Source organism: Streptococcus nidrosiense, assembly GCF_042140045.1.
Taxonomy (GTDB): Bacteria; Bacillota; Bacilli; order Lactobacillales; family Streptococcaceae; genus Streptococcus; species Streptococcus nidrosiense.
On record NZ_CP152419.1, the window covers coordinates 1,712,973 to 1,729,238 of the forward strand.

Sequence of the window (16,266 nt, forward strand, 5' to 3'; positions counted from 1 at the left end):
TTAAGCCTTTTAGCAACAGATTTTCTAAAAGAATCCTGTGGGAAAACGCTTTTATTTCAAGTCTACAAAAAAGACCTAACAAAGAGAGTTTGTTAAGTCAAAATTTTGATTATTCTTGACGCTGACCAAAGTCCTTAATCATCTGATCCATTTCTTCACGACTTGGTGTCGTTAGCATATAGAGAAAGTCTCCTTGCAATTCAGCAAAGGCTGCAGGCATGATTTTCTTGACCTTGAATTGCTGACCATATTTAGCGAGCAAGTCTTCTTCTGAATAAACATAATTGGCATTAGCGCGACGAGATGTTGCCAAGCAGTATAGAGGCTCGAATTGAGAAGCTGGGAATTGTTCACCTGCAACGATTGCTGCATAGCCCTTGTACAAATCAAAAGAATGGGCATAGTTATAGACATCAATGGTAAAGCCACCTGCTGGACGGTTATTGTACTCGATAGCGATATAGTCATCACCCTCACGGAAGAACTCGATATGGAAGAAACGTTCCTTCATGCCAAATTCCTTGACAATAGCCTCACCATACTTGCGTAACTTGCGTAATTTTGGATCCATCTCCTTGAGAACATAATAAGAATTGTCCATCTTATAAATCATGAGATCGAGAGGTGTGTGTGCGTAGTCAAATGTCGTAGAAAAGACGATATTCCCATCTCTATCTACCAAACCATCGAAGGTACAGATCTCACTAGAGGTGACAAATTTTTCAAAGAAGTAAACAGTTGAATGGTCCCATTCAGTTTTAAAGTGATTGACATCATCTGCTGTTTCAAGTTTGAATGTTGCGGCTGCTCCAACTCCATTGTCAGGTTTAGCAATCATGGGAAGGCCGATCTCTTTAACAGCTTTATCAACATCTGCTTCTGTTTCAATCACCGCACCTGGCACAACTGGAACTCCAGCTTTCTTGAAGAGTTTCTTCATTTCAGACTTGAACTTAGTCTTCTTGAGGTCTTCTGTTTTAGCACCAAAAACATTAAATTGTTCACGAAGGGCAGCATCCAACTCTAGCCAGTATTCATTGTGTGATTCAATGCGGTCAATTGGACCATGTTTATAGAAAAGAAAGGCAACTGCACGTTTAACCTCATCGATATTTTCAAGATTATCAACTCGGAAATACTCAGTCAGGCTATTGCGCAATGGTTCATCTAGTTGTTCGTAGGGTTCTTGCCCAATCCCTAGAACGGTGATTCCTTTATTGGCTAGCTCAATACTAAACTGTTGGAAATTTTGTGGGTAATAGGGTGAAATTACAAGATAATTCATAAGCGACTCCTTTTATAGACTCATGTGACCGAGGAAATATGGCATTTGTTTGCGCCACCATTCCCAGTCATGGGCGACATCATGTCCCCATTCTGCAAACCAGGCAGGAATTTGTTTTTGGTCGAAGGCTTCTTTGAGCTTGTAGTAAGAAGGAAGGCCATCATGTTCCCAAGCACCTAGTCCCGTACAAACCACAATTTCAGCTTGACGGTAACGGTCGATAAACCAACCATCATTTTGATTCCAGATATAGTCTACTGGTGAATTTTGATAGATGGCATCGTCATTGTAATAATCACCGACAAAGAAACGTGCATCGTAGACACCACTAAGAGCAATGACTTTGGTGAAGACATCCGGATGTTGCAAGAAGAAGTTGAGAGCATGGTAAGCTCCCATAGAGCAACCTGTCGTCATCATGCCATCGAACCAGCCTGTCTTATGCTTGATAAAAGGAATAGCTTCTTCAATAACGTATCGCTCATAAGCACGGTGCATTTCAGCTTGGTCATGACCGTTTTTCCATGTCGCAAGCCAGCTCTCGCTATCGACACTTGAAAGTGTAAAGAACTGAACACGGCCCTCCTCAATAAAAGATGCACATGCATCAATCATGCCAAAATCATAGTATTCATTGTGGCTACCACCTGAGGACGCAAAGACAACAACTGGGATACCTGCGTGTCCGTAACGATTGACGTACATTTCACGATTTAGATGACCACTCCAGTGGCTAAGATGTTCAATATTCATATCCTGTCTCCTTTATACTATTTACCAATTTTCTGCAAAAAAACGTAGACAAGCTGGAAGATTTTCTGACCATGGCACTTCATGGTGAATGGCTCCAGCCTGAACCTTGAGTGAGAGATTTTCCAACTGCACTCCTCCCGCTATCAAATCATGATAATAGCGAAGGGAAGAGTCGATATAGGCCTGCTTAATATTGCCAGCCATGAGGGTCTTGTCTGTATCATCAGCTTCTTCCGTTCCAACATATATAAAGATGCGTTGGTCAGGCAAGAGTTTTTTACGCTCGATATAGCGATCAAAGGATTCTTGGTGGAGCCAGTTAGCTGATGAGAAAACTCCCAAACATCCAATCTGATCTTGATACTCCAAGCCAATAAACTGGGTAATATTGCCACCAAGTGAAGATCCTATCATAGCAGTGTGTTTACGGTCTGATTTTGTCCGATAGTTTTCATCGATAAAGGGCTTAACCACTTCCATGACAAATTCTGCGTACTCGACTCCCTTACCACCAAATTGTTGGCCAGGAATATTAGACTCTTGGAATTTCCAAGCTGCATACTCATTCATCCGTCCAAGACCATCATTGTCAATAGCCACAACAATCATACGGCTGATATCTGGATTTCGCTTGATAGCAGGAATAATCTTCCAGGAATGTCCAACGTAAGATTCCTTACTATAAAAGACATTTTGTCCATCATGGAAATACACCACAGGATAGCTTCTATCCGTGTCTTTTTCATAGTTTTTTGGGAGGAGAACACGTACGCGGCGCTCCTTACCCGTGTAGGGAACCACTAATTTATGCTCTCGCATTTTCAGGTAAAAATATGATTGATTCATTGTCAGAAAACTCTCTATATTCAAAATTTTATCTAATTATATCATAAATATAGAAAAAAAGTCAGTTTCCGTCCAAATTTAGGACAATAAACTAACTTTTTTTACTTATTTCATCTTTTCCTCTGTTTTTTCTGATTAAAGGAGGTCATCAATTAACTCATCGACTGCATCCTTCTCAGCTTGAGGCGTAATTTCAGTAATCATGATTCCTGCTACTGCACGTTCAACCAAACCTTCGACATCCATTCGCGCTTCATACTGCTCCGCATTCTTAATCTTTGGATTTGTCTTCGGACGATCGGGTGCAAAAATGGTACAACAGTCTTCAAATGGCTGAATAGAAATTTCAAAGGTATCAATTTCCTGAGCAATATCAATGATTTCCAACTTATCCATAGTCACAACTGGACGGATGATGGGAGTGTTGGTAACTGCATTGATAGCCTGCATACTTTCTAGGGTTTGGCTTGCCACCTGACCAAGACTTTCACCATTGATGATGACTAAACCTTTTCTCACTTCACGGATACGATCTGTAATGCGCATCATAAAGCGACGAGTCAGTGTCATCAGATAGGCTTCTGGAGCTTTAGCCTTGATCTCTTCTTGAATCTCAGTGAAAGGCACTTCGATAAACTGGATATTCCCACCAAATTTGGTCAATTTACGGGTCAAATCTTGCGCTTTCTTGAGGGCACCTGGACTTGTGTATGGAGGGCTAGCAAAGTGAACAGCCTCAATATCTACACCACGTTTTAGAGCTAGATAACCAGCAACAGGTGAGTCAATCCCACCTGATAACATGAGCATACCTTTACCAGAAGTTCCAACTGGCAAGCCACCTGCACCACGAATGGTTTCATAGGAAAGATAGGCTGCTTCCTCACGAATCTCCACTTGCAGATTGATATCAGGATTTTTCATTTGGACTTGAACGTTTGGAATAGCTTCAAAAACTGCTCCACCAAGCGTTTGGTTGAGTTCACGACTGTCTAACTCAAAGTTGTGGTCACTACGCTTGCTTGAGATTTTAAAGGTCATACCTTCCTTATAGATGTCTTTCATAACCTCTTGCACGGCAGACTTAAGAACTTCTACGGATTTTTCAACCTTATATACTGGAGAAAAGTTTTGTATCCCAAAAACTTGTTTGAGAGATTCTGCCACCGGTTCATAATCTGCCCCATTCAGATAAGCATGGGCACGATCGCGGTCTGCTGTCACTTTAACTTGAGGATAGATGGATAAAACGTCTGAGATATTATTACGTAGTTTATTGATGAAACGCATACGGTTTTTACCCTTGGTTGACAACTCTCCATAGCGAATCATAATTTCTGAATACTGCATGAATGCTCCTATCTTACTTTTTTAGTTTGATTGTAGATTAATTTTAGTTTAGTCAAAAATTGCTCAACTTGACTCATGTCATTTTCTAGGTCTAGGCTTAGACGAACTGCTGACTGGGCCTTATCCTTTTCAATGCCCATAGCAATCAGGGTACCAGCAGGTTTTCCAGCCTTGGACGAACAAGCAGAGGTTGTAGAGATGAAAATATCATAGTCTTCAAAGGCATGAACAATGACTTCCCCACGAACACCCTTAATCCCAAAGGTCAGAATATGAGGGGCAAAGTCTTCCTCACCTGAAAAGACAAAAATATCTGGATAGTCAAGAAGAGCCTGACGGATGACTTCCTTCATCTGACTTGTTTTACTAGCAAACAAGTCCAGTCTTTCCATAGACAAACGTAGGGCCTTGGCTGTTGCTGCAATTCCTGCTACATTCTCAGTTGTTGAACGATAGTCACGCTCTTGGCCACCACCAGTTAAAAGCGGTGTAATTTTCTTACCAGACTTGATATAGACAAAGCCAACACCACGAACTCCATGGAATTTATGACTGGAGAAGGTCGCAAAATCCACTCGGTCAGTCAAATACTTTTCTGTCGGAATCTTAGCTAAAGCTTGAACGGCATCAACGTGAAAAGAGATAGTTGGCTTATCAGCTAATAGTTCTGAAATAGCTTCAATAGGCTGGATTGAGCCGATTTCATTGTTAACTGCCATAACAGAGACTAGCGTTGTATCAGGACGAAGTATATTTTCTAAAGCAGCTACATCTACAAATCCTTTTTCATCAACTGGTGCAAAATCCACTTCAAAACCTTGAGTCTTAAGCCAAAGAGCTGACTCCTTGACTGCTGGGTGCTCAATAGCTGACACAATAATGTGTTTACCAAATTGCGCTTTTTCAAATGCAACCCCTTTGATAACCCAGTTATCCCCTTCAGTGCCACCAGATGTAAAGAAAATTTCCTCGCTTTTCTTGCCAATCAAATCTGCAATCTGTTGACGAGAAGCTTCTAAAATTCTGGTAGACTGGTCCCCCAATCGATGGAGACTCGAAGGATTTCCAATAATTTTTGCAGACACTTGCATATAGGTTTCAAGTGCTTCTGGATAAGGCTTAGTCGTTGCCGAATTATCAAAGTAAATCATGGTTTCTCACGCTTTCTAAAATCACTCCTTCTATTGTATCACGAAACAGTTCAGGCGACAAGAAAGGCAATTCAGGTTCATTTAAGTTTTTTTTAAAGATTTTCGGTATAATGAATCATAGTAAAGGAGAGAATTTATGTCTAATTATCGTAGAACATCAAAACCTAAAACGGAACACATCAAAAAAGGATTTACTGTTTTTCAAAAAACGATTGCTACTATCGGTAGTATTCTGGGACTGATTACTGCAAGCATCACCATCATGAATGCTATGAATAACAACAATAATAACTCTAAAAAAGAAACTACGACAACCCAGACAACTGTCATAAAAGAGATTCAAAAGGAATCCCCTCAAGAGAACACTACTCCCAACAAGGATAATACTTCTACAAAGGACAACACACAAGAAGAAACAACAACTCAATCTAGTAGCAGTGAAGAAAGCAAGAAAGAAGATACTAGCAGTAAACAAGAACAACCAACTGCTCCTTCATCTAGCACTCAAACAACAGATACAAAAACGTCTACTACTAATGGAGCTTCCTAAAAGAACGATCTAACAGCCAGTGATTGAATCGCTGGTTTTTTATTGCTATCTTCAGCATTTATCAGCAAAAGTTGATCTTTGCAACAGAAAAATGATCAGCCTTTAAACCAATCATTTTTTGAATATATTTTATACTCAATGAAAATCAAAGAGCAAACTAGGAAGCTAGCCGCAGGTTGCTCAAAACACTGTTTTGAGGTTGTGGATAGAACTGACGAAGTCAGTAACAAATATACGGCAAGGCGACGCTGACGTGGTTTGAAGAGATTTTCGAAGAGTATTAGCTAAAAACTAAAAATAGATAGTTTAAAATAGATACCAGTACCAGCAGTCCGTTATTTAACAAATGAACAGCTATAGAATCAAGGATATTCCCTCTACGAGCATAGGCTAAGTAGAATATCACTCCCAGTAAAAAATAAGTTAGAAACTCTATCGGATAAAACATATGCAGGTAGCCAAAAATAGCAGAACTTATTAACAATTTCAACCACTTTTGATCAGCTTTAAAAAAATAGTGGCTGAAGAATCCTCTAAATACTAATTCTTCCATGATTGGAGCAAATATACCAATTGCAAAATGAAAGGCGATGAAAAATAGAGGAAAAACTCGAGTGACCAGCTCACTTGTAGCCAGCAAGGCCGCATCGTTAGCGGATGTTGGATTTCCAGTAACCACTTGGATCAGAAGAGTACCTACAATCGCTACGACTCGAGTAGCCACATAAAATAAAAGGGCTATTCCAAAATCCTTCCATGTGAACTTGAAAGCCTTCTGCTGATTCGAAATTTTCTTTTTGTATTGTCGCCAAACAGCAACTAGTAAAAAGGTAGCAATTATCAAATACCCAGTACTAGTCGTCCACTTTAAGGATAGAGAACTAGAATCTTCGAGGGCCAGCATTCTCATGGGAAATGTATTTACATTTATAATCAGTAAGATCATTCCTACAAATTTTAAACTATTTTTCAACTTTTGCACACCACTACCTCTTCTTTCCTGAACTCCAGCATCTCTAGTTACTAACGATGCTCACCTATGTTTTCTTTCTTCTTTATAGATTTCTACTCCCTTAATCAGGGATAATAACACAAGGATGACCCCAATATCTAAATTAATCAAACTACCTCCATTAGCGAATAAATACAAACCCAAGCAGGCTTGTGCTAAAGGAAAGATATATTTCTTAAATTTCATAGATACTCCCCAAAGCTTTCTACAAATAAATGAATAGAATAACTCCTTAGTCTTGCTCACAAGAGAACATCAAATTTCAGATTTACTTTTCTCTACTAGCTACCTCTAAATCCAATTCAATAATACTCTTCTGATTAACTTGTAAGATCGGTTTTATTCTTTTAGGGTTGAACCAGACCACCGATCTACTAAATCATGTTTAGGAACAATTATAGTTTAGCATTTATTTCTAGGAAAAGATTGCTCTTTCTTAAATTGTCATCAAAACATCCTAAATGGTAGAAAATTTGACTTGTGGCTTAACTCAATCTAAGGACTTCGTCAGGAGTTCGAAATGTTTTATTCAAGGAACTTCAATGACCATCAGCTTCCTCACTTTAAGAAAAAGCGAACAAGACCAGCTTCTGTTTATCAGAAAACTAGTTTTGTCCGCTTTTTATAATCGAGATTAATCTCTTGATCCAATCTCTATGACTTATACTCTTCGAAAATCAAATTCAAACCGCGTCAACGTCGCCTTGCCGTATATTTGTTACTGACTTCGTCAGTTCTATCCACAACCTCAAAACAGTGTTTTGAGCAACCTGCGGCTAGTTTCCTAGTTTGCTCTTTGATTTTCATTGAGTATTAGATGATTTTACATCATCTTATTCGTCGTCTTTTTTCTTTCCCATAGCAAACATAGCAAGAAGTGCACCTACAACACCAACGGCTGCAAGGCCAGCATTTTCTTTAGTACCTGTCTCTGGGAGCTTGTATGGATGACTTGCAGGTGCTTGGTAGGTCTTATCTTGTGACATAGCAAGAGCTACAAGAGACTGCTCATCTGTGTATGCTGGAGTTTCACGTGTAGTTGGGGCTGAACCATTCACACTTCCAGTAAATTCTGGAACTTCGTGAGTAGTTCCTTCTGATCCATTTACGTGACCAGTGAACTCTGGGACTTCATGGACAGCTGCTTCAACACCATTAACACCACCAGTATATTCTGGGACTTCGTGGACAGCTGCTTCAGTGCCATTTACACCACCTGTGAATTCTGGGACTTCTACTACTGGTGCTGGAATCTTGTCTGCTTCTACCGTAGCTTCAGTATACTCTGGTACTTCATGGATAGCCGCTTCGACACCATTTACACCGCCTGTGAATTCTGGAACTTCTACTACTGGTGCTGCTTCTTCACCTGCTGTGCCAATAGCTTCAGTGTATTCTGGAACTTCATGAACAGCTGCTTCAACACCATTTACGCCACCAGTAAATTCTGGGACTTCTACTACTGGTGCTGGTTCGTCACCCTTACTTGAAGTTGGAGCTGGTTGCTCTGGTTCTTCTGGAAGCTCTTGATGGAAGGTCGTCATTTCGTAAAACTCAGGTTTACCACCTTCCCAAACAACTTTGACATCTAACAATGGCGCTTTTTCTCTCACTGCAAATGTTTGGAAGCTTGAGGTAATTGCTCCTAGATCTGTCCAAGCTCCGTCTCTATCTGCTTTCAAAGTGCGAGCAAGGACACGTGCAGTAACTCCTTGAGGAATACTTGAAACAAGTCGGATATGGTTAGCATCTGTTGGTTCTGACAAGTGGTAAACAAGCTCACCTTGTTCTTTCTCAGCCTTGTATCTTGTCAAGACTTTACCATCTACAAGATTAGTGTAAAGGTTGCCTTGGCTTTCACCGCTGTTTCCTTCTACAGTTGGGTCATTGATTGGTTTCACGAATTCGCCATCATTGATCACCAACTCAGTGAAGCCTACAAAACGAGCATCATAGTCTGCTGTAAATAGAACACGGAGATAGTTGGCTTTAACTGGGCTTGAAAGTTCACCCTCGATATAGCGATTTCCTGGCATCTTAGAATCATGTGTCCAGCCATCTGTCAAGGAGTCATCACGTGTTTCATTAGCAACACCGTCACCAACTGTCACAACATCTGTCCAAGTCTTGCCATCTTGACTGACTTGAATCTTACCATCACGGAGATAGTTTTGAGTGCCGTCTTGGATGTAAGCTCTAATCTTCTTAATATCACGTTCGCTACCAAGTTTCAAGGTAATATGACCGTCTTTACGAGCATAGTCTGAGAACTCTACAAAGTTATTGTAAACACCGTCAAATAACTGATCCAAATTCTTGATCTTGCGAACATCATTTCGACCGTATGTTTGGTGGATTCCCATTGATGTAGAATCAAGTGTGGTTGGCTGAACTTCTTTTGTCTGAACAAGTAGAGAAGTTGCTGTCACTGCTTGTTCTTGGTCAGTCTTATTAACCAGACGAACATAACGTACCAAGGACTTATCAGTCACTTGATCAGCTGGATACCATTCTTGAGCATTTGGAGAGTATTCCAAGTTGAGAGATGGATTTTCTGTACCAAGTGCTTGAATGCTTTCAGCTTGGTGCAGACGATCAAGTTTCATACCCAAGTAGCTATTAGCTGGAAGCTTAGTTCCGCTTGGAATTTGCAGGTCATAACGGCCTAGGCTGTCATAAACTGGAGTTGACTTCAAGCTTTCAACGTTTGTATCAGTCAATTCGCTATTGCCTGCACGTGTTTCAACTGAGAAGTCAGCGATACGCCACCATAAGTTGATGTTCTTAGTATTGCGAACACGAACGTAGCGAGCTGAAATTGGAGTTTCGATTTCTTTTGTTTGTTCACCAGTCAAGCGATCCAATTCTTGCCATGAGCTACCATCTGCAGAATATTCAAGAACACCTTCTGCCAATTTATCTCCTGATCCTTGAACCAGACGAACCTTGGTCACAGGTTTGACTTCACCCAAGTCAAGTTGTACCCAACCATTGACTGGAGTTGTATCTGTTCGATCAGCATTTGCAAGCATGGCTTCAGTATTATCACGTCCATCTGTAATCTGTCCAACTGTTGTGTTGTACTTGTACATAAGATTTGGACTGATGGTCACAGTAGCTGTCTGTTTGTTACGAACAACTTCTACAGGACGGTTAACAGCAATTTCTCTTACCGCAAACCAAGTGTTTCCACGATCTGAAGTTGCAATCATGCGAACAGCTTTAGCGTTGATGTTGAGGTTTTCAAATTTAAGCAGAGGCTCATTACCAGTGTAGCTTGGTTCTGAAAGGGTTACCCACTCATCATTTTCATTGAGGTACTCAACTTTAGCATTGTTGAAGGTATCACGAGGATTTGCTTGAGTTCCCATTGCAAAGGTCAAGTTTTGAATTGGAACAGCTTTATTAAATTTCAAACCAATGTAGTCACCAGTTTGAATGCTATTTGGTGACTTGATAAGGGCATGTGTTCCTAAATCTCCGTCAGTCACTTCAGCAAGTCCACCTTCGACACCTGTACGGTTTGTGATAAAGGTACTAATGACTTGGTCAGGATGCAAGGCTTTTTGAACTTCTGTTGCAAGGATTTCACGAAGGCCAAGCAAGAATGGACGGATATGTTGAACACCCAACTCAGCTCTTTCATCATGGTCTACATAGTGGAAGGTATAAGTTTGTGATTGTTCGTAGAGTTTCAAGCCCTTATAGTAACTATCCCAAAGTTTTGCAGAATCGTTCTTTTCGATAGCTTCTGTACCATCAAGAAGAGCACTCAAGGCGTCCATTTGGTCAATAGTATTATCCAACCAGTAGTGGATTTGAGCACGCATCTTTTCATCACCAGATGCTTTATAAAGTTGTGCTGCAGCTTTTAGTTTAGCAAATTCTGCACGCAATTCTTGACGCTCTGCACCAACATCTTGACCAGCTTTCAACTTAGACATGAAGGCCGCCAATTTTGGTGCAAGTTCAACAGATTCTTCTAACTTCACAACACGACCATCCATGTTTTGGTTGATCATATGTTTACCAAGCTCACGGAAGGCAACAGATGTTTCACTGTCAGTAAATTTACCTGTTTCAACAAAGTTGAAGGCGATATCATTCACTCTCTTAGCTTCTTCTTCTGACTTCCATTGTTTCCATGCATATTGAGCTGCAGAGAAGAGGGCAATCTTAGAAGGTTCAGATTGTTGCATTGGGTTCAACATGATACCTGATAGGAGACTAGGGTCTACATTCGGATGAAGGAATTTCTCACCACCACCCAAGATCAAGTGTTGTTTAGAGTTATCTGTAACAGGCCAGTTAATCCATAGAGAAACTGGGCGGTAGGTCTTACCTCCTGCAGTCAGATTATTCTTAAGGTTAGAGAGGAAGCTTTCAGACACTTCACCCCAAATCTTACCACCAGTAAGGGTCATTGATGCTGAACTTGGAAGATTTTCGTTGAGTGATTTCAACTCATCTTCACGGCCATTACCCCAATATTGACCTGGGACAAAAATCATTTCCTTACGAAGGCCAACATAAGTTGCTTGTTTTTCAGTCAACCAGTCTGTCATGTCCTTCATCAAGCGGTTGTAGCTATTGTAGCCACCAACTGGACTTGGAGCGTCATCAGCTAGGATACCGAACTCACGAACACCGACATCCATCAATTGAGTGAATTTAGCTTTAATAGTTTCAAGGTCTTTTTGGTAATCAGCATCGTTTCCAAAACGGATACGGTTGTTCATGAATGGGTGGATGGTCCAAACATAACGAGTCTTGTTTTGGTTTCCGACACGCGCCAATTCACGAATTTCAGCTAATTTTTCTTCTGGATAAAGTTCACGCCATTTCTTGTTGTGGTATGGATCGTCTTTTGGTGCAAAGAAGTATTGGGTCAACTTCAAGTCACCACCATAACGCATCAACTCAGCACGATCAGCATTGCTCCAAGGGTTACCATAGTATCCTTCGATAAAGCCACGGTTCTTAATTTCAGAGAAGTCTTCAACTGTTACATTACGCAAGACTGGAGCTTCACTTTCATTAAGCATGTGTTTGAGAGTTGTCAAACCGTAGAAGACAGCATCTGTATCCTTACCGACGATAGAGATTGTATTGTTCTTGATAGACAAGGCATAGGCATCAATCTTATCAAAGAGTCCTTGAGAAATACCAGATACTTCTTTTTCAGCCTGTGAATTTTGGCCATGAACACCAAGGTAGATGTTGGTAGCACCTGCCACTGCTGTTTGACTGCTTGTGTATGAGATTTGATGATCTTGTAGGACACTCTTCAAGCGGTTACGAGTATAGATATCTAATTGATCGCCCATGACAAGATTGACTTGTTTATGGAGTTTCGTAACACCTTCATCGTAAGTTACTTTTTGTGGTGTTGGGAAGACCTTGTACTCTTTCTTGAGATAATCCTGACTTTGTGCTGCTGCGGCAACTGCTTCGTCACTTGTAGGTTTCGTAGCTACAAAGCTATCAGCAAGCTCAGTTGTACCATCGCCCATTTCCTCAACTTTAGGTTTTTCTGGAGTTTCAGGTTTTTCTGGTGTCACAGGTTTCTCTGGACTAACTGGCTCTTCCACCTTGTTAGTAGAAACTGGTTTAAGAAGTTGGATTTCTGCAGCACTACCAAATCCTGCAGAACCAGCTAGAACTTTAAATTCTACCTTATCGGTTTCAATGGCATCAAAGTTAACTGTTTTCTCTTTGGCATTGTTTTCCCAAGTTCCTGAAGCAACTTTAACCATTTGACCATCTTTTTGAGCATAGATTTCATAAGAGGTCACAACACCGTTGCCTCCACCTGGACGTGGAAGATAAGTCAAGCCATTCACTGTTTCAGCTGCTTTCAAGTTCATTGCCACTGTGAATGGGGCTTGATGTCCAGTCCATTTTGAATGCCAGAAGGTATTTGGATCATTGTCAAAGGCTTTTTCGACTGGACCTTCTGCATTGGTTCCTGGCAATTCCTGACTTGTTGCAGAAACTGTAAAATGATCATTTGGAATCAAACGTGGGTTTACAAATGCTTCATTTGACAACTCAGCACTATGCAAGATTCCTTTGAAGCCACCGATTGTTTCAAGTGGTAAGACTAAGCTATTATGAGCCAAACGTGGATTAGCTGGATTTGCAATCCGTTCAACCTTTTCACCGTCCACATAAACTTCAGTCACTTGAGGTTTGGTTACGACAGAAATTTGATAGCGTTTATTCTTTTCAAGTTTCTTGTTAAATTGAATATGGAATTGTTCAAAAGTATAGGCAAGGTAGCCATCTTTGTCCGCAAGATAGAGTTGATTGTTTCCACTTGTTGAGAAGGTTTGCTCGCCATCACCAGTCACTGTCACATCCAATTTCAAGACATGACTTGGTCCAGCATCACCAACTAGGCCTTCGATAGTGCTATCTTTTTCGAAGTTCAAACCTGCTTCAGTCTTCTGTACTTTCTTAGCAAGATAATCTTTGACAGTATCAGGATTGATCTTGAACAAGTCTTCTTCAGCTACGGTCTTATCTGGGTTAGATTGTGGTGCATAAACACTTGCTGGTTGAACACGTTCTGCATAGGTCTTGGCTGCACGGTCTGAACCCCAAGTGCGTTCTGCAGTAGACTGCATACTCTTGAAGAAGCGTTTAAAGATATCGTAAGAAGTGAGTCCAGTTTCATGGAGGTCAATGTTATCATTCCAGACCGCATGACCACCACCAAGGATATTTGGATTAGAGGCTTCTAGACGTGGTCCTCCACCTGTTGAGAAATCATTTGGTGTCCAGCGATTGTATTGAGTTTCATAGTTTGCATAATCTCCATATCCACCTTGACTATTGCTACCACTTGGAACACTATAGGTTGGAATATCTGTGATATTGATAATCTTAGCACCTTGAGCAATTGCGGCAGCTGGACGTTGCCATCCAATGCTCCAAATATCGACTTCTACATCTTTCCAATCGACCGGCGTAGTTCCTTGTTTGGCACTGAGGGAACCCCAAATACGTGGTGTTAAGCCTTTGCCTTTGATGTACTGAATCATATCGTTGACATAGCGACGATAGCTTTCTGGATTTCCATAGTATTCATCTGTACCGATATGAACAGTAGAAACACCATGAAGTGGTGCGTCTTCTCCATCCAACAATTTATCATAGACTGATTTGACAAAAGCAAGAGTTTCTTCGTACTTGTTATCCAAGTCTAGCATAGCCACGCGCTCTACATTATGTTTTCTCGCACTAAGCTGACCTTTATACATCAAGTCTGGACGGACTTTAACAAATGAAAGGGCGTGACCTGGAGTGTCAATTTCAGGAACAAGGTTGATATGCAAAGCTTTTGCCCACTTGATAATATCTTGCATTTCTTCCTTGGTGTAGTGCTCTTTTGATGTTAATTTTTCACCATTTTCACCGACAACATCAGTCTCTACACGGAAGCCTGTCTTAGCTTTTTTGAGGACATAGTCTAGTTCTTCATCTTGAGAAAGATTTTTACCAGCCAAGTGATCTTTTAAGAAGATATAGTTGTCATTCAAGTGCAACTGAAGATCGTTCATCTTGTAGTAAGCCATGTTGAGCATGATATCTACAAGTGTATCATAAGGGATAAACTTACGACCTGTATCTAGCATAAAGCCACGGTGACTGAAGCTTGGGAAGTCACGGATTTCTCCGTTTTGCAAATCATTTTCTCCCATCTGAAGGAGAGTACGAGTTGCGTAAAAGGCTCCTGCGTTGGTTGCAGCTTCTACAGTGATAACACCATCTTTTACAGTGATACCATAGCCTTCTTTACCATAACCCTTATCTTCAACCTTTTTAAATTCGATCCGTTTTTGAGCTGTTTGATCACCTGTAGCGATTTCTAGCCCACGACTTTCAAGGCCAGTCTGATAGAATTTAGCTTCTTGACCAAATCCAGAATCGCCAACTGAAATCACGGTATCAGCTGTAATAGAAGTTTTGCCTTCAGTTCCATACCATTGTTGAACTGCTGGAGCAACTGCTGGTTTAGTGCCAACGCCTTCGTCTGCATGTAAGCCTTTAATAAGGACTTCAAATTCTTTTGTGAAGGTATGAGTATCCTTGACTTGTTGGACCATGACTTTAACAGTTTGGTCTGTTAAGGGTTTATAGATTTTGTTATTTAGGTCAACAACACCCTGTTTGTTGCTACCAATTAAGCTGACTTGGCCTGGTAACTTAGGCAAGACAAGTGATTTCCCATCTTCAGCAACAGCTAATTCTGTCACTTGGCGAATATCTGTTGGTTTGCTAGCGTCTGGAATGTTTGAGTAGGCACGAATTTCTTGAATCCCAACATTTTTCCAGTTCATTGTACCAGCTTGATAATCTGTAATTTCAAGTTTAAGGTATTTAGCTTGGATAGCTTCTTTCAAGTCAATTTTTTCATCAAGAAGAGGATTCCCTGTTCTTTGATAAGCCAGCTTCCATTCTTTAACTCCTGAACCATTCACCTCATCCTGGCCAGCGTAATAGAGGTTCCATGATTTGATATTTGGATCATTTTGTTCACCACGAACGCGACGGTCCCAATCAATCTCAACATGCTTAATCACTGTTGTCTTTTCAAGAGTAAATTCGATTGTTGGTTTCTCAACGTTTTGGTCAGTTGCCCAACGAGTATCAGGTTTTCCGTCAATCGCCTTTTCTGCTGTGTATTGTGTGTTGGCTTCATGGTTTGAGACTGTAGCAGAAGCTTTTTCTAAATGATTGACATCTGGTGTATCTACTACATCTTTAGTCGCAGGAGTTGCAGCTGGTTTCGCCTCAGAAGCTGCTTCCTCTTTAGGATTTGTAGCTGGTTTTGAAGCTACTTCTTCCTTAGGAACAGGAGTTTCAGTTGGTTTTGGAGTAGTTGTTTCAGCTGCAGTTGCTCCAGTTTCTGACCCTGCAGGTTGTTCATCTACAGTTCCAGCACTTGCTTCTGCTTTTTCAATAGCTGCTGCTATATCTGCTGGCAGTTTATCCAGAGGCTGAGCCTGTGTTACCGTACCTTCTGTCTCTGCAGGTCCTTCTGTTTCAGCAGCCTGAACCGCACCAGCACCAAAAATGCTAGCACCAATCATAACAGAAGCTGCGCCGATTGTAAATTTACGTATACTGTAATGACACCGTTTCTCAAAAAAATGTTTTCCCATTTTTTCCTATTTCCTTTCATACGCCTTCAAGAGTAAGCGCTCTCATTCTCCTTTAAAAAAAGAGAGGACCTAGAGGGTCCTCTCTGGGTTTTCTTTTTCTCCACTACAATGATTGTGGAGTCTAAGCTCTCTTTTATTGAAAACTTTTT

General features: G+C 40.8%; 9 protein-coding genes. 1 reads left to right on the plus strand and 8 read right to left on the minus strand.

What is annotated here, in order from left to right; genetic code table 11:
• Window positions 1-109: 109 nt before the first annotated feature.
• The 5 genes from AAFQ93_RS08250 to AAFQ93_RS08270 form a co-directional block, all read right to left on the minus strand.
• Complete coding sequence (locus AAFQ93_RS08250; RefSeq protein WP_375555157.1) at window positions 110-1,285, minus strand: acetyl-CoA carboxylase biotin carboxylase subunit family protein; 1,176 nt, start codon at window positions 1,283-1,285, stop codon at window positions 110-112.
• Window positions 1,286-1,297: 12 nt separating this feature from the next.
• Window positions 1,298-2,038 (minus strand): esterase family protein, encoded by a 741-nt coding sequence (locus AAFQ93_RS08255; RefSeq protein WP_001019250.1) that lies wholly within the window; start codon window positions 2,036-2,038, stop codon window positions 1,298-1,300.
• A gap of 21 nt (window positions 2,039-2,059) precedes the next feature.
• Window positions 2,060-2,884: an alpha/beta hydrolase gene (locus tag AAFQ93_RS08260; RefSeq protein ID WP_045763792.1), complete on the minus strand. Its 825-nt coding sequence runs from the start codon at window positions 2,882-2,884 to the stop codon at window positions 2,060-2,062.
• Between the two features lie 135 nt (window positions 2,885-3,019).
• The gene (gene thiI, locus AAFQ93_RS08265) at window positions 3,020-4,234 is read right to left on the minus strand and encodes a tRNA uracil 4-sulfurtransferase ThiI (RefSeq protein WP_375555158.1); all 1,215 of its coding nucleotides are present in this window, start codon (window positions 4,232-4,234) and stop codon (window positions 3,020-3,022) included.
• An 8-nt stretch (window positions 4,235-4,242) separates the two neighbouring features.
• On the minus strand, window positions 4,243-5,385 hold the full coding sequence (locus AAFQ93_RS08270) for a cysteine desulfurase family protein (RefSeq protein WP_375555159.1): 1,143 nt from the start codon (window positions 5,383-5,385) through the stop codon (window positions 4,243-4,245).
• 136 nt (window positions 5,386-5,521) lie between these two features.
• Between AAFQ93_RS08270 and AAFQ93_RS08275 the strand changes: the two genes are divergently transcribed.
• A complete protein-coding gene (locus AAFQ93_RS08275; protein ID WP_375555160.1) occupies window positions 5,522-5,935 on the plus strand; it encodes a DUF6556 family protein in 414 nt (137 codons plus the stop codon).
• A 280-nt stretch (window positions 5,936-6,215) separates the two neighbouring features.
• Here AAFQ93_RS08275 and AAFQ93_RS08280 read toward each other — a convergent pair whose 3' ends face one another.
• The 3 genes from AAFQ93_RS08280 to AAFQ93_RS08290 form a co-directional block, all read right to left on the minus strand.
• Window positions 6,216-6,917 (minus strand): lysostaphin resistance A-like protein, encoded by a 702-nt coding sequence (locus tag AAFQ93_RS08280; RefSeq protein WP_375555161.1) that lies wholly within the window; start codon window positions 6,915-6,917, stop codon window positions 6,216-6,218.
• 51 nt (window positions 6,918-6,968) lie between these two features.
• Window positions 6,969-7,133 (minus strand): hypothetical protein, encoded by a 165-nt coding sequence (locus AAFQ93_RS08285; protein WP_375555162.1) that lies wholly within the window; start codon window positions 7,131-7,133, stop codon window positions 6,969-6,971.
• A 647-nt stretch (window positions 7,134-7,780) separates the two neighbouring features.
• On the minus strand, window positions 7,781-16,117 hold the full coding sequence (locus AAFQ93_RS08290; RefSeq protein ID WP_375555163.1) for an SIALI-17 repeat-containing surface protein: 8,337 nt from the start codon (window positions 16,115-16,117) through the stop codon (window positions 7,781-7,783).
• Between the last annotated feature and the right edge of the window lie 149 nt (window positions 16,118-16,266).

Bases quoted from the DNA above. Each gene is read 5' to 3' on its own strand.
- AAFQ93_RS08250 (WP_375555157.1), bottom strand. From the start codon at position 1,285: ATGAATTATCTTGTAATTTCACCCTATTACCCACAAAATTTCCAACAG.
- thiI (WP_375555158.1), bottom strand. From the start codon at position 4,234: ATGCAGTATTCAGAAATTATGATTCGCTATGGAGAGTTGTCAACCAAG.
- AAFQ93_RS08285 (WP_375555162.1), bottom strand. From the start codon at position 7,133: ATGAAATTTAAGAAATATATCTTTCCTTTAGCACAAGCCTGCTTGGGT.
- AAFQ93_RS08290 (WP_375555163.1), bottom strand. From the start codon at position 16,117: ATGGGAAAACATTTTTTTGAGAAACGGTGTCATTACAGTATACGTAAA.
- AAFQ93_RS08270 (WP_375555159.1), bottom strand. From the start codon at position 5,385: ATGATTTACTTTGATAATTCGGCAACGACTAAGCCTTATCCAGAAGCA.
- AAFQ93_RS08275 (WP_375555160.1), top strand. From the start codon at position 5,522: ATGTCTAATTATCGTAGAACATCAAAACCTAAAACGGAACACATCAAA.
- AAFQ93_RS08255 (WP_001019250.1), bottom strand. From the start codon at position 2,038: ATGAATATTGAACATCTTAGCCACTGGAGTGGTCATCTAAATCGTGAA.
- AAFQ93_RS08260 (WP_045763792.1), bottom strand. From the start codon at position 2,884: ATGAATCAATCATATTTTTACCTGAAAATGCGAGAGCATAAATTAGTG.